At 68.6% G+C, this 20810-nt stretch carries 16 protein-coding genes; 10 read left to right on the top strand and 6 right to left on the bottom strand.

Annotated elements, in window-relative coordinates:
* Nucleotides 1-15: 15 nt before the first annotated feature.
* From AB0M15_RS04670 to AB0M15_RS04660, 3 genes are read left to right on the top strand one after another with little or no spacing between them, the layout of a single operon-like run.
* Entirely contained in the window at nt 16-1677 is a 1662-nt protein-coding gene (locus tag AB0M15_RS04670) for an L-aspartate oxidase (RefSeq protein WP_363813882.1), read from the top strand.
* Nucleotides 1677-2531: a carboxylating nicotinate-nucleotide diphosphorylase gene (gene nadC / locus AB0M15_RS04665; RefSeq protein WP_363813880.1), complete on the top strand. Its 855-nt coding sequence runs from the start codon at nt 1677-1679 to the stop codon at nt 2529-2531. Before AB0M15_RS04670 ends, nadC begins: the two co-directional genes overlap by 1 nt.
* Complete coding sequence (locus AB0M15_RS04660; RefSeq protein ID WP_363813878.1) at nt 2531-3289, top strand: type III pantothenate kinase; 759 nt, start codon at nt 2531-2533, stop codon at nt 3287-3289. The genes nadC and AB0M15_RS04660 overlap by 1 nt, the downstream gene beginning before the upstream one ends.
* Here the strand turns inward: AB0M15_RS04660 and AB0M15_RS04655 are convergent.
* Together AB0M15_RS04655 and AB0M15_RS04650 are read right to left on the bottom strand one after the other, a co-directional pair.
* On the bottom strand, nt 3286-4275 hold the full coding sequence (locus AB0M15_RS04655; RefSeq protein ID WP_363813877.1) for a hypothetical protein: 990 nt from the start codon (nt 4273-4275) through the stop codon (nt 3286-3288). The two genes, AB0M15_RS04660 and AB0M15_RS04655, sit on opposite strands and share 4 nt — an antisense overlap.
* On the bottom strand, nt 4272-8300 hold the full coding sequence (locus tag AB0M15_RS04650) for a hypothetical protein (RefSeq protein ID WP_363813875.1): 4029 nt from the start codon (nt 8298-8300) through the stop codon (nt 4272-4274). The genes AB0M15_RS04655 and AB0M15_RS04650 overlap by 4 nt, the downstream gene beginning before the upstream one ends.
* 251 nt (nt 8301-8551) lie before the next feature.
* On the opposite strand from AB0M15_RS04650, the gene AB0M15_RS04645 reads away from it, so the two are divergent.
* Both AB0M15_RS04645 and AB0M15_RS04640 read left to right on the top strand, forming a co-directional pair.
* Nucleotides 8552-8980 carry a hypothetical protein gene (locus AB0M15_RS04645; RefSeq protein ID WP_363813873.1) on the top strand — a complete coding sequence of 143 codons (429 nt, stop codon included), beginning with the start codon at nt 8552-8554 and terminating at the stop codon, nt 8978-8980.
* Nucleotides 8981-10411 carry a multicopper oxidase family protein gene (locus tag AB0M15_RS04640; RefSeq protein ID WP_363813871.1) on the top strand — a complete coding sequence of 477 codons (1431 nt, stop codon included), beginning with the start codon at nt 8981-8983 and terminating at the stop codon, nt 10409-10411. It abuts the gene before it with no gap.
* Nucleotide 10412: 1 nt separating this feature from the next.
* Here AB0M15_RS04640 and AB0M15_RS04635 read toward each other — a convergent pair whose 3' ends face one another.
* Together AB0M15_RS04635 and AB0M15_RS04630 are read right to left on the bottom strand one after the other, a co-directional pair.
* Nucleotides 10413-10973 carry a carboxymuconolactone decarboxylase family protein gene (locus tag AB0M15_RS04635; protein WP_363813869.1) on the bottom strand — a complete coding sequence of 187 codons (561 nt, stop codon included), beginning with the start codon at nt 10971-10973 and terminating at the stop codon, nt 10413-10415.
* Nucleotides 10974-11004: 31 nt separating this feature from the next.
* Entirely contained in the window at nt 11005-11418 is a 414-nt protein-coding gene (locus AB0M15_RS04630) for a TIGR03668 family PPOX class F420-dependent oxidoreductase (RefSeq protein ID WP_363813867.1), read from the bottom strand.
* A gap of 82 nt (nt 11419-11500) precedes the next feature.
* Between AB0M15_RS04630 and AB0M15_RS04625 the strand changes: the two genes are divergently transcribed.
* Nucleotides 11501-12802, top strand: a complete 1302-nt coding sequence (locus AB0M15_RS04625; protein WP_363813865.1) for a hypothetical protein — start codon at nt 11501-11503, stop codon at nt 12800-12802.
* Here the strand turns inward: AB0M15_RS04625 and AB0M15_RS04620 are convergent.
* Both AB0M15_RS04620 and AB0M15_RS04615 read right to left on the bottom strand, forming a co-directional pair.
* Complete coding sequence (locus tag AB0M15_RS04620; protein ID WP_363813863.1) at nt 12788-13468, bottom strand: DedA family protein; 681 nt, start codon at nt 13466-13468, stop codon at nt 12788-12790. The two genes, AB0M15_RS04625 and AB0M15_RS04620, sit on opposite strands and share 15 nt — an antisense overlap.
* 86 nt (nt 13469-13554) lie before the next feature.
* On the bottom strand, nt 13555-14133 hold the full coding sequence (locus tag AB0M15_RS04615) for a winged helix-turn-helix domain-containing protein (protein WP_363813861.1): 579 nt from the start codon (nt 14131-14133) through the stop codon (nt 13555-13557).
* 59 nt (nt 14134-14192) lie between these two features.
* Between AB0M15_RS04615 and AB0M15_RS04610 the strand changes: the two genes are divergently transcribed.
* The 4 genes from AB0M15_RS04610 to AB0M15_RS04595 all read left to right on the top strand — a co-directional run bounded on the left by AB0M15_RS04610 (nt 14193) and on the right by AB0M15_RS04595 (nt 20495).
* Nucleotides 14193-15476, top strand: a complete 1284-nt coding sequence (locus AB0M15_RS04610) for an MFS transporter (RefSeq protein WP_363813859.1) — start codon at nt 14193-14195, stop codon at nt 15474-15476.
* Between the two features lie 10 nt (nt 15477-15486).
* A complete protein-coding gene (gene lysS, locus AB0M15_RS04605) occupies nt 15487-17007 on the top strand; it encodes a lysine--tRNA ligase (protein ID WP_363813857.1) in 1521 nt (506 codons plus the stop codon).
* 275 nt (nt 17008-17282) lie between these two features.
* A complete protein-coding gene (locus AB0M15_RS04600) occupies nt 17283-17612 on the top strand; it encodes an Lsr2 family protein (protein ID WP_363813855.1) in 330 nt (109 codons plus the stop codon).
* A gap of 339 nt (nt 17613-17951) precedes the next feature.
* The gene (locus AB0M15_RS04595; RefSeq protein WP_363813853.1) at nt 17952-20495 is read left to right on the top strand and encodes an ATP-dependent Clp protease ATP-binding subunit; all 2544 of its coding nucleotides are present in this window, start codon (nt 17952-17954) and stop codon (nt 20493-20495) included.
* Nucleotides 20496-20810: the final 315 nt, after the last annotated feature.

Genomic DNA, 20810 nt, shown 5'->3' with positions numbered 1-20810 from the left:
TGATACCGTCGCGGGATGACTGCTCCTGCTGTGCCGCAGCGGTTGGCTGCGCCTGAACCCGGTTGGACCGACACGGTCGACGTGGTGGTGATCGGTTCGGGGATAGCGGGGCTGACGGCAGCCCTGCGGGCTCATGAGCTCGGTTCGGTGCTGGTGGTGACCAAGGATGTCGTCGCCTCCGGGTCGACCCAGTGGGCCCAGGGCGGGATCGCTGCGGCGCTGAGCCCGGAGGACTCGCCTGAGGACCACCTGAACGACACCCTGGTCGCCGGGGCAGGGCTGTCGGACCCAGAGGCCGTCCGGGTGCTGGTGACCGAGGGGCCGGACGCAGTACGGGACCTGATCGACCTGGGAGCCGTATTCGACACCGGTGCCGGGGGAGGCCTGTCGCTGACCCGCGAGGGCGGCCACCACCGCAACCGGATCGCGCATGCGGGCGGTGACGCCACCGGCGCGGAGATCGAGCGCGCACTGGTCGCCGCGGTGAAGCGGGCGCCCGACATCCGGATCATCGAGCACGCCCTGGTCCTCGACCTGCTGCTCTCAGAAGATGGCGCGGTTGCCGGCGTGACCCTGCACGTGATGGGCGAGGGACAGCTGGACGGCGTCGGCGCGATCCGCAGCCGCGCGGTGATCCTCGCCTCGGGCGGACTCGGCCAGCTGTACGCCGCGACCACCAACCCCAGTGTCTCGACCGGTGACGGCATGGCGCTCGCCCTGCGCGCCGGCGCGAAGGTGCGCGACCTGGAGTTCATCCAGTTCCACCCGACCGTGCTGTGGCTCGGCAAGGGCGCCAAAGGCCAGCAGCCGTTGGTGTCCGAGGCCGTCCGCGGCGAGGGTGCCTTCCTGGTCGACCACGAGGGCAAGCGGTTCATGCAGGGTCAGCACGAGCTGGCCGACCTGGCCCCGCGCGACATCGTGGCGAAGGCGATCATGCGCCAGATGCTTGCCTCAGGCAAGGATCACATGTTTCTCGACGCCCGCGGCTTCGGCGACGAGAAGTGGCGGGTGCGCTTCCCGACCATCCTCGCCTCCTGCCGCTCGCACGGCATCGACCCGGTGCACGAGCTGATCCCGGTCGCGCCGGCCTGCCACTACTCGTCCGGTGGGGTCTGGACCGACCTGCACGGCCAGACGTCGGTGCCGGGGTTGTACGCCTGCGGTGAGGTGGCCTGCACCGGCGTACACGGTGCGAACCGGCTCGCCTCCAACTCGCTCCTCGAGGGCCTCGTCTTCGCCCGCCGGATCGCTGCGTCGCTGGCCGAGCACCTGCCGGTACTACGTGAGCCGGCCCCCGATCATCGGGTATCAGGGTTGGTTGCGGCGGACGTAGTACCGGAGTTGCAGCGAGTGATGACCGTCGGCGCCGGGGTGATCCGGAGCGCGAGCGGACTGTCGGAGGCTGGTGACAGACTCGCCAAGCTGATCGAGCAGCCGGCCGAGCAGCCTGGAACTCCCGATTGGGAAGCGACGAACCTCGCCACGGTGGCCTCCGCGCTGATCGAGGCGGCGACCACCCGGGAGGAGAGCCGCGGCTCGCACTGGCGGGAGGACCACCCGGATCGCGACGACGAGCACTGGTCGGGCAGTCTGGACCTGACGCTGCCGGTCGAGGATGATTCGGCACGGCCTGCCGCGACGTTCGTGGCGAAAGCTTCACCTGAGGGGAACAAGTAATGGATGACACGCTCGACAAGCAATGGGTCGAGGACCTCGTCCGGGCCACCATCGAGGAGGACCTGGCGGGCGGGGTCGACGTGACCACCACCGCCACGGTCGAGGCGGACCAGGTCTCGGTCGCAGAGTTCGTGGCCCGGGCCGACGGTGTCGTGGCCGGCCTGGAGATCGCCGAACTGGTGGTGCGGCTGATCGCGGGCAAGGACGAGGTAGAGATCGAGCACTCCGTCGTGGACGGCGCACAGGTCAAGGCAGGTGCCGTGCTGATGACTGTGCGCGGCAAGACCCGGCAGTTGCTCACTGCCGAGCGCACTGCGCTCAACCTGCTCTGCCACCTCTCGGGTGTGGCCACGCTGACCAGTCGCTGGGTCGAGGCTGTGGCCGGGACCGGGGCGATCATCCGCGATACCCGCAAGACGATGCCGCTGCTCCGGCAGTTGGAGAAGTACGCGGTCCGCTGTGGCGGCGGGCGCAACCACCGGATGGCGCTGTCCGACGCGGCGCTGATCAAGGACAACCACGTGATCGCCGCCGGTGAAGTCGCGGAGGCGTTCCGGCTGGTCCGCAAGGCCTATCCGGACCTGTCCGTGGAGGTCGAGGTGGACACCGTCGAGGACGCGATCATCGCGGTCGAGTCGGGTGCCGAGCTGGTTCTGCTCGACAACATGCCGGTCGCGCTACTGCGTGAAGCCGTCGAGAAGGTGGCCGGGCGCGCGCGTCTGGAGGCCTCCGGCGGGTTGACTCTCGAGGTGGCCCGCGAGGTCGCCGAGACCGGCGTGGACTTCCTCGCGGTCGGTGCGCTGACCCACTCGGCGCCAGTGCTGGACATCGCGATGGATCTCCAGGCTGCCTGATGTTGCTCGCCGTCGCCGTTGAGAACACCAGGACACTGGTCGGCCTGATCTTCGAGGGCACGGTCAAGCGTCACTGGTGGGTGGGGACGGATCCACGCCGGACTGCGGACGAGTGGGCCGTCCTCCTCGAAGGGTTGCTCGCCGGCGAGTCCCCCGTGTCGGGGGTGGCGGTGTGTTCCGCAGTACCGCACGTGCTGCACGAGTTGCGGGATGTTGTTGCTCGGTACTATCCCGAAGTACCGAGTGTCGTCGTCGAGCCCGGTGTGAAGACCGGCCTGCCGGTGCTCGTCGACAACCCGCGTGAGGTCGGCACCGACCGCATCGCCAACGCCCTGGCCGCCGTCAACCGGTACGGCGCCCCCTGCATCGTCGCCGACTTCGGTACTGCGACCACTGTCGACGTCGTCAACGCCAACGGGGCTTTCATCGGCGGGGCGATCGCCCCCGGCATCGAGACGGCCGTGGACGCCCTGGGCGCCTCCGCGGCCCAACTGCGCCGGATCGAGCTCGTCCGGCCGCGGTCGGTCGTCGCCAAGAACACCGTCGAAGCGCTGCAATCAGGTGCTGTCTTCGGCTTTGCGTCGCTCGTCGACGGCCTGATCACCCGGATCATCGCCGAGCAGGGCTTCGACCAGGTCACCGTGGTCGCCACCGGCGCCCTGGCCCCACTCGTCGTCGGCGAGTCGAGCCAGATCCAGCACCACGAGCCTTTCCTGACGCTGCACGGTCTGTACCAGGCTTTCACCCGCAACAACTAGCGCTGTTCGTAGGCGGCGCGGGCGGTGTTGAAACGGTCCTGGCCGAGGCGGTCGCGCAGCTGCTCGAGCTGAGGCCGGACGAGCTGCCTGGCAGTCTCTGCGCCCAGGAGATCGCCCATGGTGGCCCAGGCCGTGGCGAGCCGCGCATACGCCGTACTGTCGTCGCCCAGCGCTTCAGCCGCCTGGACGGCTTCGGCGATGGCCGCTAGGTAGGCGAAGGGGTCCGCCGAGTCCAGAGTGCCCTGCCGAGCAGCGTCGAAGCGCTGCAAGGCCAGGGTCGGATTGCCCGCCAGCATGGCGACACGGCCGCCGATGATGCCTCGCTGGGCGGCAGCGCCGCCGTCGCGGGGAGTAGAGGCCGAGACTGCGGCCCAGACCCTCTCGGCGGTTTCCGGGTCGACGTTGGCTACGGCCGCCGCTGCTCCGAGTGCCGCAGCCTCTGCTTCATCGGGGGCGTCGTGGGCGGAGTACAGCTCCTCTGCGTCCATGAGGTCGGCAGCCGCGTCTCGCCACCGGTGGGCAGCTACTGCGGTTGCTGCGCGGCGCTGGAGGATCTGTGCCCGCGCCGGCTCGTCACCCAGCACTGCCAGTACTTCGGTGAGCAGGGCGGTCGCTGCGTCGGTATCCCCTTGCAGCAGTGCCTGCTCGGCCTCCTCGACCTTGAACGCCGAGCGGACGGCAGACGGGAGATCGGCCCCCTTTGCCCGTTCCAGGTCGAGCCTGGCCGCGCCGAGGTCGCCCCGCAGTCGTTGAGCGGTGGCGGCGAGCAGCAGGCAATTGCCTTGGCGTTCGCGCTGGCTAGTGGAGTCCCACAGAGACGCAGCTTCCTCCAGGGCCGAAGCGGCGGCGGCCAGGTCGCCGTCGGCCATCGCCGCATTCGCGAAGGTCTCCAGTGCCTCGGCGAGCTGGGCTGGGTCACCGCCCCGGCGCTGCGCCACCGCCGTACGGGCCGCGTCGGTCTGAGGGCTGTCCGGTGTGATCGTCATTGCTTCTCCTGAACCTTGTAGCCCTGTGCCATCAGTCTGGCGCGTGCGGCGGTAATGGCTTGCTGGCGGGCCTCCTGGTGCGCAACCGCCCATTCCTGCATGCGGGCCTCGAGGTCGTCGTGCTTGGCCTGCGCACCGGCTTCGTCGTCGACAGCAGCCTGCCGTTCCTTCTGTGACTGGTCCTTGGTGGCCTCGGTCTCGGCGAGGCGATCCTGGTTGCGCTGCTTGAGGTCCGCGACCTGCTGGGTGCCCTGGTCGAGTTCAGCAGCGGTCTGCTGGTTCTGCTGCGCCACTGCACCGATCCGCTGCTCGTCGGCCTTGACTCCCTGCTTGCGCCCTTCCAGCTGGCCGGCCATCTCCTCTGTGTTGCGGACCCGGTTCAGCGAGGCGATCAGCTTGGTCACGTCCTTGCTCGCGTTGGTGGCCTTGACGCCCAGGTCACCGGGTAGATAGCCGAACAGGTTCGCAAGCCCCTGGAACCCGTACAGACTGCCGACGAGCGTGGTGACGGCGCCGGCCTCGCGGGCTGTCTTGCCGAGCGTGTCGATCGCCCCGCCGGCTGTCGATTGCTGTTGCTGGTTGGTCGTCTGGGTCTGTGCGGTCGCCGCCGCCTGGGCCTGGCCGCCGGTGACGAGCTTCTGAGCCGTTTGACCCGCTTGGCCGAGCTGTTCGTCGTGCTTGCGTTGGGTCTCGGCCTGCGCGGCCATCTGGCTCTCGGTCTGCGAGAGGTCGGCCTGTGCATCCCGGTCCAGTGCGATCCGCTCGCGCAGTGCGGCGATCTCGGCCTTGGTTCCCGGTGGCGCCGGGTACAGCGGGTTGATGGGGACGTCCACCGACTCACCTGGGCGTAGGCCGACTGCGGCCGTGTACGGCGTACCGGGTCGTCCGCCGGCTCCTGCACCGTTGAGTAGGCGGCGGCCGAGGTCGCGGCCTTCTCGGATACCGGCGACTCCGGCGTACCCGACCTTTCGGTCCGTCTTGCCCACCCGGGCGTCGATGGCCTGCTGGGCTCCCGCGCGGTCGGCAGCTAGCCGGCCTTCCGTGTAGTTGAAGTTCGCTGCCCTGTCGTGCGGTGTCTGACCGCTGACGCCTACCTGGGCCCGCTGCTGGAAGTCGGCGAACGTCTTGTAGCGCTGGGTTGTGGTCTCCCGGCCCGGGGCGCTCGTCGTCACCTGGAGAGGCAGTGGATTGGTCGGATCGTAGGTGAAGGTAGTGGCGCCGTAGCCGACGTGCCGACCGTTTTGGTCGTACACGGGGAAGTGCAGCTCGGAGGTCTGTCGCTTCCCGACCGGGTCGGCGGCATGCTGTCCCTGGACTACGCCGAAGTCGCCGCCGGCCTGTGAGGGCTGGGTGTTCAGGTTCTGCTGAGCGGGATTCGGGGAGATCGGGTGGCTGTGGTAGATCAGCTCCAGTGGGGGTTTGGCGTTCGGCGGGCGTCCGACCGAGCCCTCGTTGCCCTGTATGGTGAAGAAGTCGCCGTTGGCGTCACGCCAGACACCTGATTCGAGGTGGGGGTTGGCGGCGACCTGGGTCTTGTACTGCGCCATGGCGTCCGGCCGTGTCATCGCCGGAGGTCCGGTCTGCGCGGTCGCCGGTGCGTGGACGGCCTGCATCGGCTGGGTCGTCGTACCGTCGAAGCCGGGGGCTGAGGGGGTAGGGGCCGGCTGGGCGTTGAAGGTGGCGTCCCAGTCGTACTCATTGTGGCCGGCGACGTCGGCAGGCGGGTTGTTCTTGCCTGCGCCCCACATCTCCGCCTGGGCGGCCAGTGCGCGGTGAGTGGGATCGGTGGCCTGGCCGGGCTGGATCTGGCCTTGGGCGATGGCCGTGTCGACAGCTTGCTGATGGCGATCGAGCGAGGGGATCAGAAGATCGTCGACCATGTTCTGCGGACCGCCGGAGGCCTTGAGGTCGATGGTGGCCTGGTTGTCGAGCCGGGTCTTGTGCTCGGCGACGGCCGCGTGCTCGGCGATCGTCGTCGCGCCGCGGTAGTCGCTGGCGTCGGAGCCGCCCGGAGTCTTGCGCTTCCAGTCGGGTACGCCGGTTGCTGGATCGGTCGACGCGTCGCGCAGCTGAGCGCCGGGGATGACGTGCTCGGAGATCAGGGCGTCGCCGCGGGCACCCTGATGCCGGTGCCGGCCGATGTCACCGGCTTCGGCGTCACCACGGTTGCGGCGGTCGAGCACGTTCATACTCTCGTCGGAGAAGTCGCCGACGATCTCCAAGTCCGCCTTGACCTTCTGCAGCGCCGCCGGATCCGGTACCTCGCCGACGGGGTGCGGCGCCGACACCTCCGGCACCGGATCACCACCGGCACTCCGCAGGGTGTCAGGAGCCGCGTCGCCGGGCCCGGGTGTCGGGTGAGTGTCCGGCGCCAGGTCGGTCGGTGTGGGTGTTGGGTGGGTGTCCGGGGAGGTGTCGACCGGCTTGGGGAGCGGGAGGGTGTCGGGGTCTGGCGTCGGTACGGGGACTGTGTCGATGGCTTCTGAGGACGGTGGGGCGGTGCCTTTGCCGCCTTCGGGGACTGTGTCCGGGGCCTGTTCGGGGGTGTCGGGCATTTCGGCGTGCAAGGACGGGCCGGCGGCTCCGAGAGCTGACGGGTTGGGGGCGCCTCCGGTGGCGCGCTCCTGGATCCGGGTGATGCCTCGGTCGATCCGGTTGCCGGCGCTCTCGCCGACCTTGGCGCCGACCTTGGCCGCGAGCGCGCCGGCCAAGGCACCGGCGACCTGGCCGGCCGCGCCGGACAGCGCCTGTCCCTGCTGCTCGACCTGAGCGGGATCGCCCTGCGACTCGAACGCGTGCAGGGCGCGCAACGCCGTGATCACCGGCCGGATGATCGTGTTGATGATCAACCCCACTGCAGTGGAGGCGAAGCCGAGCCCGGTGGCGATGGTCGACAACGAAAGGGCGAGCGGGGACAGTACGCCGGCCGACAGCACCGAGGCGACCCACATGCCGACCGCGATCCCGCCGAGTACGCCGCCGACGACGTCCATCACCGCGAGCGCGACGTCGAGGATCTCCGCGAGCCCCTCGAGATTGTTGGCCAGGCCCTCGTACCCGGTGCCCTGGCCGATCTTGTCGATCGTCTGTCCGGTCGACTTCCAGTCGCGGGACGCCAGCCCGGCGAGCGCCATCACCCCGCCGATGGCCGGCCCGAGCCCGGGGATCGGAGTAGCCGTCGCTCCCCGCGCCACCGCCATCGTGGTGAGCCGCTTCACCGCCACCTGGGTGACCGCCGCCCCGACCGCACTCATCGCAAACCCAGACACCAGCCCACCCGCGGCCCCACTCGCGGCCCCCTGCCCGGTCATCTCCAACAGAAAGCGCGCCCGGTCATCGCTCCCGGCAGTCCCCATCGCCCCAAAGCCCAAGGCCCACCGCTCGTGCTCAGCCAACTCCCCGCTGATCAGCTGGCCATCCTCAACAACAACCCCTTCAACCCCCACCTCCCCGGCCCCCTGAGCACCGGCTGCTTGACCACCGCCGTCCTGTACGCCGGCCGCCGCAACAGCCCCCTGCGCCCCCGCGCCCTCACCGCCAGCGAGCTGGCTGCCGACCACCCCCGCCCCAGGCTGCACACCGGCCCCGCCGACAACGCCCTGCGCCCCCGCACCTCCACCACCGATGGGCTGGTTGCCGACGACGCCTGTGCCTGGCTGCACCCCGGGCACGGTGACGACGGGTTGCGGACCCCCAGCGAGGGCTGCCGGGGCGTCGCCGGCACCTTGCGCCCCTGCGCCTCCACCGCCGGCGGGCTGGTTGCCGACTACGCCGGTGCCTGGTTGTGGGCCGGGGACGGTAATGGCGGGCTGGGGGGCTCCGGGGCGTTGGGCCATGAGTTGGGTTACTGCGGTGTTGCCGGCCTGTTGTTGCATGGCGACTATCTGGCCGACGGACATACCGGACGGCGCGGCTGCGGCGAGTGCCTGGTTGCCAGGGGAGTCGGTGACCTGTGGCTCGGCGGAGTCCGGACGCGACCTCGCCTCGTCGGCGGTACGGGTGTCGCTGTCCTGGGCGCGCTCCACCCGACCAGCCTGGACTCAGCCCGCGCACCCGCCCAGAGACCGACTGGCAGACCTGAAGCCCAAATGATCTGCCCCTTCGGGCAATCCAGCCGACGGTCACGCTCCGTTCGTACCGGCTCGTCGGCCCGGGTCTTGTGCACAGCGCGTCACAGGATCACGATGAGACCAGCGACCCCCGGGCGGGGAGGTCCGGGGCCATGGGCTGGCTTCCGTGGTTGCAGCGCGCGGGTCGCGTGGTCCGGGGGAGGATCATGAAATCCACTTATCGCGCCCTCGCGAATCTGATCGCGCTCGGCGTTCTGATCCAGGTGATGGCGATCGGGCTGGCCTGGTTCACGGCCCTCAAGGACGTGGACGACGGCCTGGTGATCGACAAGAACTACGACGGCAACTTCGGCCACCAGCTGCACGGCATCGTCGGCATGATGGTGATCCCGATCCTGGCGATCCTGTTCCTGATCGTGTCCTTCTTCGCCCGGGTCGACGGCGGGATCAAGTGGGCGCTGATCGTGTTCGGCCTGGTCGCGCTGCAGATCGCGCTGGCCTTCGTGTCCTTCTCGGTACCGGTGATCGGCGCCCTGCACGCCGCGAACGCGGTCGCACTGGCCGGCGTCGCGGGGATCGCCGCCAGACGAGCGGCACCTACCCAGCAAAAGGTCGGCACCGAGGCGACCATCTAGATGAAGCATCGCCGCACCGTGGCCGCCATCGCGGCCACGCTGGTGGTGCTTGCCCCGATCGGCTGGTTCTGGCAGCAGAGCCTGGTGCCGGACGGCCTCTCGGCGATGGACATGGGGTACGCCGACTACGGCGGCGGACCCGCGATGCCGGCTGGGCACCACCACGGCAGCAGCGTGGCGGAGCTCAAGCCGGTCGCCGACCAGGTGCCCGACGTCTCGGTGCGGCTGGTCGCGCGCAAGGAACGCTTCGACATCCCCGGCCGCGGCCCGACGGACGGCTTCACCCTCAACCACACCTCGCCTGGCCCCCAGATCAACGCGAAACAAGGCGATCTGATCGAGGTCACCCTGGTCAACGAGTCCGTGCCGGACGGGATGACGCTGCACTGGCACGGCGTCGACGTACCGGCCGCCGAGGATGGAGTCGCCGGGATCACCCAGGATGCGGTCCAACCGGGCCAGACGTTCACCTACCGGTTCGTGGCGGTCGACGCGGGCACGTACTGGTACCACTCGCACCAGTTGTCGCATGAGCAGGTGAAGAAGGGCCTGTACGGCGTACTGGTCGTCTCACCCGGCCCGACGGACGTAGTGGCCGCCGTGCACACCTACGACAAGGTCCGAACCGTCAACGGTGGCTACGGCGAGCGCCGAGTCGCCGGGACCGGCACTGTGCGGCTAAGGCTGATCAACACCGACAACGGCCCGATGGCGGCCTGGGTAGACGGCACCGGGTACCGAGTAGTCGCAGTAGACGGCACTGCGGTCAACGCCCCAACACCTGTCGAGGGCAAGTCCGTCCTAGTCACTGCAGGCGGCCGCATCGACCTAGAGCTCAACCTGCCACCAGGCAAAGCCGTCCGAATCGGCCTAGGCGGTGGCCCGACCACCTTGGTGATCGGCGCTGGCGACGCACCAACCGGTACCGAGCCAAAAGACCGAGTCGACCTCCTGACCTACGGCAAACCAGCCGCCCTACCCTTCGACCCCGCAAAGGCGACCCGCCACTTCAACTACAACATCGGCCGCCGCCTGGGCTTCTTCAACGGCAAACCCGGCCTCTGGTGGACCATCAACGGCCACCAGTACCCCGACGTCCCGATGTTCATCGTCACCGAAGGCGACATCGTCACGATGACCGTCAAGAACACCTCCGGCCAGGTCCACCCCATGCACCTACACGGCCACCACGTAGTAGTCCTCACCCGCAACGGCGTCCAAGCCACCGGCAGCCCCTGGTGGACCGACTCCCTCAACGTAGAGGACAACGAAACCTACGAAATCGGCTTCCTGGCCGACAACCCAGGCATCTGGATGGACCACTGCCACAACCTCCCGCACGCCTCCCAAGGCCTGGTGACCCACCTCATGTACGAAGGCGTCACCACCCCGTTCCACCTGAACGGCGCCACCCACAACCAACCCGAGTAGATCAGTCGATCGAGCGGCCGACCGTGAGTTTTTCGGCGAGGGACGTGGGGAGTTGGGTTTTGAAGGCCGGGTCCGGGGTGGTGCCGGTGGCGTCCAGGGTTTTGGAGAAGAAGGCGCGGGCGGCGGCTGCCAGGGAGACGTCGAGGATGTCGTCGTCGGACAGGCCCAGCTCGCGGAGGTCGTCGATGTCGGACTGGGCGACGGTGTCGGCGGCCAGGGCCACCTTGCGGGCGAAGGCCATCACGGCGCGGTCGACCGGGTCCGGGGCGGGGGAGTCGACCAGGGCGGCGACTTCGTCGGGGGAGAAGAATTTGTCGGCCAGGACGTGGCCGTGGGCGAGGCTGCAGTAGCTGGATCGCAGGGCCGTCGCGGCGGCCAGGGTCGCCAGTTCGTACCGGCGGAGGTCCATGTTGGCCTTGATCGCGCCGTTGAGTTGCTTCCAGGCCTCGTAGACGTCGGGGCGGGAGGCGAAGGTCTGGACGAAGTTCGGGATGTGACCGGCCGGTGCTCGGTTGTCGTCCAGGAAGCCGGGTGGTGGTGTGGACGGACTGATGAATGCCATCTGAGTTCCCCCTCGGATCTGACTTACCAAGTTAGCTGAAGGACCAGCCCGACCAGGTCTCGATCGTGACGGTGATGACCGGGCCGCGTGGGGGATCGGTGCGGTACTGCGGGTACTTCGCGGCCAGCAGCTCCAGAGCCGCCGGGTCCGAGGCGTCGACCCGGGCGTGGCCGTCGGCCCTGACCCACCAGAGCTGGCGCCAGTCGGCGTCGTACCGGTCGCAGAGCAGCGCGACCTGGGGGTTGGCGGAGATGTTGCGGAGCCGGCGCAGGTCGGTGGTCGACTTGGGCTTCTGGTCGACGGCGATCACGACCACGTCGGCAGCGAGCGCGAAAACGACTGGGACGAGATGCGGCCGGAGGGGGTCGCCCGGGCTGATACTGGCCAGGTACGCATGGTCGGCGGCGGTGAACCGTTCGCGGCAGGAGTCCGCAGTCAGTCGCACGCTGCCGACCCTACTGCCGGGATCCGGGTTGAGGCCGGTAGGTATGGTCTACGCGACCGTCCACGAGTTTGGGTGAGGCCAGATGGTGAGGTTCCGTAGCGTCTTGTCGGCCGCCCTGGCGACCGTCATCGGCGCGACCCTGCTGACCGCTTGCTCGTCGGATCCGGTACCGACCAAGGTGACGGTCGCATGGGCCGACAGCACCCGGCAAGAGGTCAAGGTCAGCTGGACCGACTCCGACGCCCCGAACCGGATCACCATCGAGGGCGTGCTCAGCACCAGCCCGTCGTACGTGAAGTTCGTCGCCGCGGACGCCCCCAACACCTGGGCGATCCCGGTCTCGGCCTTCCCGCCGGACGGCAACTACAAGGTCTCCGTCGGCATCGGTACGTCGACCGGCGGCATGACCAGCAAACTCGCCAGCTCCCCGGTCTTCGACACCAGCGGCCCCGTCCGCCCCAGCGGCGCGTCGGCGACCCCGGCCGGCAAGGGCGACGTCCTGATCCGCTGGACGGTCCCGCCGACGCCGGAGGACTTCAGCCCTCACGACCCGCTCGACGTGCCCGCTAAAACCCAGCTGTACGTGCCGGTCGTCGGCCGCCCGGGGCAACCCCTGCGCACCGCCGGGCCGGGCACCACCTCGATGCGGCAGGTGGTCAAGAACCTCAAGCCGCCGTACCTCTTCCAGCTACGTGCCCAGAACGAGTGGTCGACCGCCGTCGGCGGCCAGATCTCGGCCCGCAGCAGCACGACCGAAGCGTCGATTCCCGCCGCTGCGCAGTACGGCTTGCCGGTCAAGATCCGCGGCCGGTCGATCCTCCAGGAGGTCGTCTGCGCCGACGAAGGTAGTTGCGTCCAGCAACGAACGACGATGTCCGGGCTGCCCGTCGTGGTACTGACCCAGGTGACGCCGCACGGGCGCTGGACGCCGGCCGGGCGGGGTAAGACCACCTCCGGCGGGCACTACGAGATCCCGGTCGTGACGAGCGCCAGCCGGCCGTACAAGGTGATGACGCAGGACTACAGCCAGATCGGCTCGGTCGCCTCGCAGTCGACCAGCAAGGCGCGGCTGACCCAGACCGTGACCCGGATCCAGACGACGGGTTTCCTCGGCGGCGCGATGAAGAAGCGCGGCGAGACGGTGACCGCGATCGTCGTGGTGCGGCCGGCGATGAACACGGTGGTGACGTTCCAGTCCTGGAACAAGCTGACCAGGCACTGGGCCGGCCTCCGCGTCCCGATGCGGCGCGGCACCGCGGTGGTTGCCTTCAAGGTCACACAGCCCGGCATCTTCGCCTACCGCTTCGTGATCCCGAAGGCGATGTCGCTGGGCCGCCCGCTGCTCGGCAAGACGACCCAGACGCTGGCTCTAAGCGTCCGCTGACTCAGCCGGTACTGCGTCCGCGTCGTTCGGGGCCGAAGCCGGGTGTACCGAGTTGCGCCGCTTGCGGATCTTGTAGACCGCGTACGCCACCACGAGCGCGGCACCGATCACCACCAGGGCCCAGACCGACACCTCGCCGAAGATCTTGTCCGCGTTGTCGCCGATCTTGTACGCGACGACGCCGATCGTGGTCGACCAGGCGATGCCACCGGCCGCGTTGGCGGCCAGGAACCGCGGGTAGTGCATCCGCAGCATGCCCGCCATCGGGCCGGCGAAGATCCGCAGCAGGGCGACGAACCGGCCGAAGAAGACCGTCCAGACGCCGTACTTGTGGAAGTACTTCTCCGCCTTGACGATGCGTTCCTCGGAGAAGTGGTGGAACCGCCGGCCGAGCCGCTCGAACAGCCCGCGACCCGCCTTCCGGCCGATGAAGTACCCGATCGAGTCGCCGATGATCGCGCCGGCCGCGGCCGCGGCGATCACGAAGACGATGTTCAGGTCGTGTTGCGACGCCAGCAGCGCGGCGGCGATCAGCGTCGTCTCACCGGGCAGTGGCACCCCCATCGACTCGACCCCGATCACCAGGCCGACCACCAGATAGGCGAGGATCGCCACCCCGCCGGTCGGGATCGCGATCGCCAGCGCATGCATTGTCGTTGCCCCCATACCCCCATCCTGGCACCGCAGAGCAAGCGAATAGCTGATCTGTGAGCTATTCCGGGGGAATTTCAGGGTCCTTCCGGTTGAACTGACTACTCTGCGTCATCGCCGGCCGGCGGCTTGCCGGTCGGTACGATCGCCAGCAGGGTGCTCACCTGGCGGGTGCCGGCCGGGTGGCTGGTGGCTGTGCGGCCGCGGCGGTAGCGGTTGATGACCTCGGTCAGGTCCTTGTCGAGCTGCTCGGTCTCCGCCTTGGTGAGCCACAGGCGGCTGCGGTTCATCGCGCTGACGCCGTCCCACGGGTCGTCGCCGGACAGTTCCTCGAACTGCTCCATCACCCGGTCGATGTTGCTGCGCATCATCGCCTGGCTCGCCAGCCGGCCCGCGCCGCTGGACTGCCCCGTGATCATCAGGCTGGTGGCCGGGGCCTGCCAGGGGCGCTCCCGTCCGTCGGCCGAGCTCTCGGCGCGCTCGACGATGCCCCAGCGCTCCAGGGCCCGCAGGTGGTAGCTGGTCGCCGACGGCGTCAGCCCGGCCAGCTCCGCGCACTCCGTCGCGGTCAGCACCCGCCCGCTGTAGAGCTCGTCGATGATCCGCTGCCGGGCCGGGTGCGCCAGGGCGCGGATCGCTCGCGGGTCGGTCAGCGCCACGCGCTTCTTCTTCGCGGCCACGCCCGACAGCGTAGCCGGTCCCTTGACGATCCGAGATCTGAAGCATTAACTTCATAACTATGAAGCAATCACTTCACATCTCCGGTACGCCGGCAGTCGCCTCGCTCTGGTCGCACCGGGACATCCGGCTGGTCCTGCCGGCCCGCGCGGTCTCGTACGCCGGTGACGCGATCGCCCTGGTGGCGTTGATGCTCCGGGTCGCGGACGACGGCACCGGCTCCGGCGCCGACGCTGGCTCGGGTGTCTCGGCGACGGCGGCGATCACCGCCCTGCTGCTGGCCTTCGCGGTGCCGACCGTCGTGATGATCCCGTTCGCGGGCCGGATCGTGGACGCGTACGACTCGCGCCGCGTCCTGGTGTGGGCGTCGTTGCTACAGGCCGCCGCGGGGGTCGGAATCGCCTTGGCCCACGGGCTAGCGGAAACCCTGGCACTGGTCTGCGTACTGCAGGTCGGCCAAGCTGTCGCGGGCCCGGCCTGGGCAGCCCTGATCCCACGGATCGTCGGCGACGACCTGGTCGGCCGGGCCACCGGTGCGAGCCAGGCCCTCATCGGAGCGGCCACCTTGGCCGGGTCGGCGGCAGGCGGAGTACTGGTCGGCCTGTCCGGCGATCGGGTCGCACTGCTCGTCGACGCCTCGACCTTCCTCGGTCTGGCCGTCGTCGCCCGGCTGGTGCGGACCCGGCGTACCCCGTTGCCCGGGGCACCGAAGGAGCGCGGTGCCATGACGGCTGGTCTGCGCAGCCTCTTCGCCGACAACCTGTTGCAGGTGCTCGTGCCTGCGCTCTGGGTGTTCATCCTGGTCGGGGAGGCCGTCAATGTGGTCGAGGTGCTGCTGATCCGGAACGAGATAGGCCTCGGACCCACCGGTTATGGCCTAGTCCTGGCCGCCCAGGGAGCGGGTGCCATCGCCGGCGCCTGGTACACGGGCCGGTTGGCGAGCGACCTGGCCCGCACTCGCGCTGTGCTGGCCGGTACTGCGGCCATCGGAATCTCCTGCGTCCTGATGGGCCTGGCCGGTGGGGTGGTCGCGCTGGTGATCGGTGCGGTGGCGGTTGGATCCGGGAGCGGGATGCTCAACGCGGCGACGAGCACCTTGGTGGTGACCCGGTCGCTGGATGCTCTGCGTGGCCGGGTGGTGGCTGCATTGAGTGGTACGGCGCGGGCCTGCTCCCTGGTGGCTCTACTACTGGGCGGCGTGGTCGGGGCGCTGCTCGGGCCTCGGGCGACCTTTGTCGTCGCCGGGGTTCTCGCCGTCCTCTGCGCGGCTGTTGCGGCTGGCCTGGTGGCCCGGAGGGACGTAGTACGGACAAAGGATTCGTTGGTCGAGGCGGTAAGTCACTAGCCTTTGAACCATGACTGAACCACGTGAGAACCCGGCGACCCCCGACAGCGGGCAGGACGACCTGCCCGAGCAGATCCGGGTACGCCGGGAGAAGCGTGACCGGCTGCTGGCCGAGGGGGTGCAGCCCTACCCGATCTCGGTGCCGCGGACGCACCTGCTGAAGGACCTGCGGGCGAAGTACGACGTCCAGGAGCTGGAGAACGACTTCCGCACCGGCGAGCTGGTCGCGGTGACCGGCCGGGTGATCTTCCAGCGCAACACCGGCAAGCTCTGCTTCGCCCAGCTGCGCGAGGGCGACGGTACCGAGCTGCAGGTGATGCTGTCGCTGGCCGAGGTCGGCGAGGAGGAGCTGGCCCGGTACAAGGCGCTGGTCGACATCGGCGACCTCATCTCCGTGCAGGGCGAGGTGGTGACGAGCCGTCGCGGCGAGCTGTCCGTGCAGGCGACCAGCTGGCAACTGGCGGCCAAGACGCTCCGGCCGCTGCCGAACGAGCACAAGCCGCTGAACGAGGAGGCCCGGGTCCGGCTCCGCTACGTCGACCTGATCGTGCGCCAGGAGGCGCGGGAGATGGTCCGTACCAAGGCCGCCGTGCTCAAGTCGCTGCGCTCGACCTTCGACAGCCACGAGTTCATCGAGGTGGAGACGCCGGTCCTGCAGCTGACCAACGGCGGTGCCGCGGCCCGGCCGTTCACGACCCACCTGAACGCGTTCGACCAGGAGATGAAGCTCCGGATCGCGCTCGAGCTGGATCTGAAGCGGGCGATGATCGGTGGCGTCGACCGGGTGTTCGAGATCGGCCGGACCTTCCGCAACGAGGGACTGGACTCGACCCACGCGGCGGAATTCTCGATGATCGAGTCCTATCAGGCCTATGGCGATTACGATTCGATCGCCGAAGTGACCGAGGAGCTGATCCGGAACGCGGCCCGTGCGGTCGGCCGCAGCGTGGTCACCGCGCGCGACGGTTCGCAGATCGATCTGGACCTGCCGTGGCGGCACGCGACGCTATTCGAGCTGGTCTCCGAAGCGGTCGGCGAGACCGTCGACGCGACCACCGAGACGGCCCGGCTGATCAAGATCGCCGAGCAGCACGAGGTCGAGCTGCAGCCGGCCTGGAATGCCGGTGAGATCGCGCTGGAGATCTACGAGAAGCTGGTCGAGCACACGCTGATCCAGCCCACCTATGTGCGCGACTATCCGGAGTCGGTACGGCCGCTGGCCAAGCCGCACCGCGAAATTCCGGGCCTGGTCGAGGCCTGGGACCTGATCATCAACGGGGTCGAGCTGGGCACCGGCTACTCGGAGCTGAACGACCCGGTGATCCAGCGTGAACGCCTGGTGGCACAGTCGTTGCTGGCCGCGGCCGGCGATCCCGAGGCGATGGAACTGGACGAGGATTTCCTCCGCGCGATGGAGTTCGGGATGCCGCCGGCCGGTGGTATGGGGATGGGCCTGGACCGGCTGGTGATGTTGTTCACCGGGGCCGGGATCCGGGAGACGATTCTGTTCCCGCTGCTCCGGCCGGAGTAACTTTCTGAATCGGTCCCGGGGCTGTTGCATAGCACAACCAACGGTCAAATCCATTCCCGGGGCCGATTCTTTCCACGATCCGGCGATGAGCACGATGAATACCCATCGTCACGACGGATGCGTAGCGTCGGCGGAGCCGGAGGCTTTAGTCACATCTTTCCTGCCCATTCCGCCTGTTGAATGACAACTTGCCGGTTTGTGCTGTAGAAATCAGTAACAAGAATTTCGGCAGGGGGATTGTGCCCGGTGGCGGGCGCGGAAAGGACTGTCACAAGATGGCGCAAAGGGTTCAGGTGGTTCTCGAGGACGATCTCGACGGCGGTAAGGCCGACGAGACCGTGACCTTCGGACTGGACGGTTCGACGTACGAGATCGACTTGTCGAAAAAGAACGCGGCCAAGCTGCGCGACGCCCTGGCCGGCTATGTCGGCGCCGGGCGCCGGGTCTCCGGGCGCCGGGGCGGGGCCGGCCGGACGCGCGGCCGTGGCCGCTCCGCGACCGACTCCGCGGACATCCGCGCGTGGGCCAAGGACAACGGCTACGAGGTCAGCGAGCGCGGCCGGATCTCGGCCGAGGTGCGCGCGGCCTACAACGACGCGAAGTAAGTTTTTCCGGACTTGCCGGTCCCGGTGCCTTCTGAAGGCGCCGGGACCGTCCGCATTCCGGCCGTTTCACAGTGTGGACACTTCCCGGCGGGTCGGCGCGAGCCGGTCACTGACCGGGAAGGTAAAGGGATGAATTCGCTGGTGGCGAACACTCAGCGCGTCGGGAACACCGGGGCGCCGAGCGGGGTTGTTCCCTTGTGATCCCCACTTCGCGGCCGTACCGGAGGTCGTCGCTTGTTCGCTGAGAGCGAGCCTGTCGGTGCCGGGGACTAGCATGCATGTACGGGGGTCGGCCTACACGGCACGTCCGACTCCTCTGAGGCAAGGAGCGCTTTGGCGATGTTTGAACGATTTACGGACCGCGCCCGTCGGGTAGTCGTCCTGGCTCAGGAAGAGGCCAGGATGCTCAGCCACAACTACATCGGGACCGAGCACATCCTGCTCGGCCTGATCCACGAGGGTGAGGGTGTCGCCGCCAAGGCTCTGGAGAGCCTGGGCATCTCGCTGGAGGCTGTCCGTTCTCAGGTCGAGGAAATCATCGGCCAGGGACAGCAGGCTCCGAGCGGGCACATCCCGTTCACCCCTCGCGCCAAGAAGGTACTGGAGCTCTCCCTGCGTGAGGCCCTGCAACTGGGCCACAACTACATCGGCACCGAGCACATCCTGCTCGGCCTCATCCGTGAGGGCGAAGGTGTCGCCGCGCAGGTCCTGGTCAAACTCGGAGCGGATCTGAACAAGGTCCGGCAGCAGGTCATCCAGCTGCTTTCGGGATACCAGGGCAAGGAGACGGCGACCGCCGGCTCCGGGGCCACCGAAGGTGCCCCGAGCAGCTCTCTGGTGCTCGACCAGTTCGGCCGGAACCTCACCCAGGCCGCCCGCGAGTCCAAGCTCGACCCGGTGATCGGGCGCGAGAAGGAGATCGAGCGGGTCATGCAGGTGCTGTCCCGGCGGACCAAGAACAACCCGGTCCTGATCGGTGAGCCGGGCGTCGGCAAGACCGCGATCGTCGAGGGCCTGGCCCAGGCGATCGTGCGTGGCGACGTGCCCGAGACCCTGAAGGACAAGCAGATCTACACGCTCGACCTCGGCGCGCTGGTGGCCGGGTCGCGCTATCGCGGTGACTTCGAGGAGCGCCTCAAGAAGGTCCTCAAGGAGATCCGCACCCGCGGCGACATCGTGCTGTTCATCGACGAGATCCACACCCTGGTGGGTGCGGGTGCCGCCGAGGGCGCGATCGACGCGGCCAGCATCCTGAAGCCGATGCTGGCCCGTGGCGAGCTGCAGACCATCGGCGCCACCACCCTCGACGAGTACCGCAAGTACGTCGAGAAGGACGCCGCGCTGGAGCGCCGGTTCCAGCCGATCCAGGTGGCCGAGCCCTCGATCGCACACACGATCGAGATCCTCAAGGGTCTGCGGGACCGCTACGAGGCGCACCACCGGGTCACCATCACCGACCCGGCCCTGGTCGCGTCGGCGCAGATGGCCGACCGGTACATCTCGGACCGCTTCCTCCCGGACAAGGCGATCGACCTGATCGACGAGGCCGGTTCCCGGTTGCGGATCCGCCGGATGACCGCTCCGCCGGACCTGCGCGAGTTCGACGAGAAGATCGCGAACGTGCGCCGGGAGAAGGAGTCGGCGATCGACGCCCAGGACTTCGAGCGGGCGGCCTCTCTTCGTGATGACGAGAAGAAGCTGATCAACGCGAAGGCCGAGCGGGAGAAGCAGTGGAAGGCCGGCGACATGGACGTCGTCGCCGAGGTCGACGAGGAGCTGATCGCCGAGGTGCTCAGCACCGCGACCGGCATCCCCGTCTTCCAGCTGACCGAGGAGGAGTCCTCGCGACTGCTGAAGATGGAGGAGGAGCTGGCCAAGCGGTACATCGGTCAGGTCGACGCCGTGAAGGCGCTGTCCCGGTCGATCCGGCGGACCCGTGCGGGTCTGAAGGACCCGCGCCGGCCGAGCGGCTCGTTCATCTTCGCCGGACCGTCGGGTGTCGGTAAGACCGAGCTGTCCAAGGCACTGACCGAGTTCCTGTTCGGCGACGAGAAGTCGCTGATCAGCCTCGACATGTCGGAGTACTCCGAGAAGCACACGGCCTCGCGGCTGTTCGGTTCGCCTCCCGGGTACGTCGGCTACGAAGAGGGCGGCCAGCTGACCGAGAAGGTCCGCCGCAAGCCGTTCAGCGTGGTGCTGTTCGACGAGGTGGAGAAGGCCCACCCGGACATCTTCAACTCGCTGCTGCAGATCCTGGACGAGGGTCGGCTGACCGACGCCCAGGGCCGCGTGGTCGACTTCAAGAACACCGTGATCATCATGACCACGAACCTGGGCACCCGCGACATCGCGAAGTCGGTCAGCACCGGCTTCCAGCGAGCCAACGACGTGGTCGGGTCGTACGACAAGATGAAGGCGAAGGTGACGGACGAGCTCAAGCAGCACTTCCGTCCCGAGTTCCTGAACCGCGTCGACGAGATCGTGGTCTTCCACCAGCACGGCAAGGAAGAGATCGTCCAGATCGTCGACCTGATGGTCGCGCAGGTGGAAGAGCGGCTGAAGGACAAGGACATGGGCATCGAGCTCACCCCGGCGGCGAAGGCCCTTGTCGCCGAGCGTGGCTTCGACCCGATCCTCGGCGCCCGCCCGCTGCGTCGCGCGCTCCAGCGTGACGTCGAGGACGTGCTCGCCGAGAAGATCCTGTTCGGAGAACTGCGTCCCGGCCAGATCGTGCTCGTCGACGTAGCCCCCGAGGGCACCGTCAGCGAGGACGGCGTACCGGAGTTCTTCACCTTCACCGGCGCTCAGAAGAGCACCGCTGCAGACCCAGACCTGGAACTCACCGAGATCGCCGGCGGCGGCTCGGGCATCCAGGACACCTGAGCTCGACAGCAATAAACGAGAGGCCCCACGGACACCCGTCCGTGGGGCCTCTCGCTGTCCCGGTCAGCTTCCGCGGTTGTTGCGCGGCTGTACCGAAGGCCCCTGACCCCAAGCACCGCCCAGCCCACCCCGAGCACCACCGCGCACATCCTCACGCCAACCGCCGCCCCGGGTGTCACCAGCACGCCCGCAGCGCCCACCACCTGTACGGCCGTAAACCACAACAACGGCCGGTACGCCGCCGGGCTCCACTCGGTCCGCCCATGTCCAACGGCAGCCGGCACCCCAACCAGCCCCAGCACCGCCACACCCCCG

The sequence above is a fragment of the Kribbella sp. NPDC051718 genome (assembly GCF_040681515.1).
Lineage (GTDB): Bacteria > Actinomycetota > Actinomycetes > Propionibacteriales > Kribbellaceae > Kribbella.
Note: the sequence above shows the minus strand (reverse complement) of the source record. Positions and strands in the feature narration are given on the sequence as shown.

Bases quoted from the DNA above. Each gene is read 5' to 3' on its own strand.
- AB0M15_RS04645 (WP_363813873.1), top strand. From the start codon at position 8,552: ATGAAATCCACTTATCGCGCCCTCGCGAATCTGATCGCGCTCGGCGTT.
- AB0M15_RS04640 (WP_363813871.1), top strand. From the start codon at position 8,981: ATGAAGCATCGCCGCACCGTGGCCGCCATCGCGGCCACGCTGGTGGTG.
- AB0M15_RS04625 (WP_363813865.1), top strand. From the start codon at position 11,501: ATGGTGAGGTTCCGTAGCGTCTTGTCGGCCGCCCTGGCGACCGTCATC.
- AB0M15_RS04610 (WP_363813859.1), top strand. From the start codon at position 14,193: ATGAAGCAATCACTTCACATCTCCGGTACGCCGGCAGTCGCCTCGCTC.
- AB0M15_RS04670 (WP_363813882.1), top strand. From the start codon at position 16: ATGACTGCTCCTGCTGTGCCGCAGCGGTTGGCTGCGCCTGAACCCGGT.
- AB0M15_RS04620 (WP_363813863.1), bottom strand. From the start codon at position 13,468: ATGGGGGCAACGACAATGCATGCGCTGGCGATCGCGATCCCGACCGGC.
- AB0M15_RS04595 (WP_363813853.1), top strand. From the start codon at position 17,952: ATGTTTGAACGATTTACGGACCGCGCCCGTCGGGTAGTCGTCCTGGCT.
- AB0M15_RS04655 (WP_363813877.1), bottom strand. From the start codon at position 4,275: ATGACGATCACACCGGACAGCCCTCAGACCGACGCGGCCCGTACGGCG.
- AB0M15_RS04600 (WP_363813855.1), top strand. From the start codon at position 17,283: ATGGCGCAAAGGGTTCAGGTGGTTCTCGAGGACGATCTCGACGGCGGT.
- nadC (WP_363813880.1), top strand. From the start codon at position 1,677: ATGGATGACACGCTCGACAAGCAATGGGTCGAGGACCTCGTCCGGGCC.
- AB0M15_RS04660 (WP_363813878.1), top strand. From the start codon at position 2,531: ATGTTGCTCGCCGTCGCCGTTGAGAACACCAGGACACTGGTCGGCCTG.
- AB0M15_RS04635 (WP_363813869.1), bottom strand. From the start codon at position 10,973: ATGGCATTCATCAGTCCGTCCACACCACCACCCGGCTTCCTGGACGAC.
- lysS (WP_363813857.1), top strand. From the start codon at position 15,487: ATGACTGAACCACGTGAGAACCCGGCGACCCCCGACAGCGGGCAGGAC.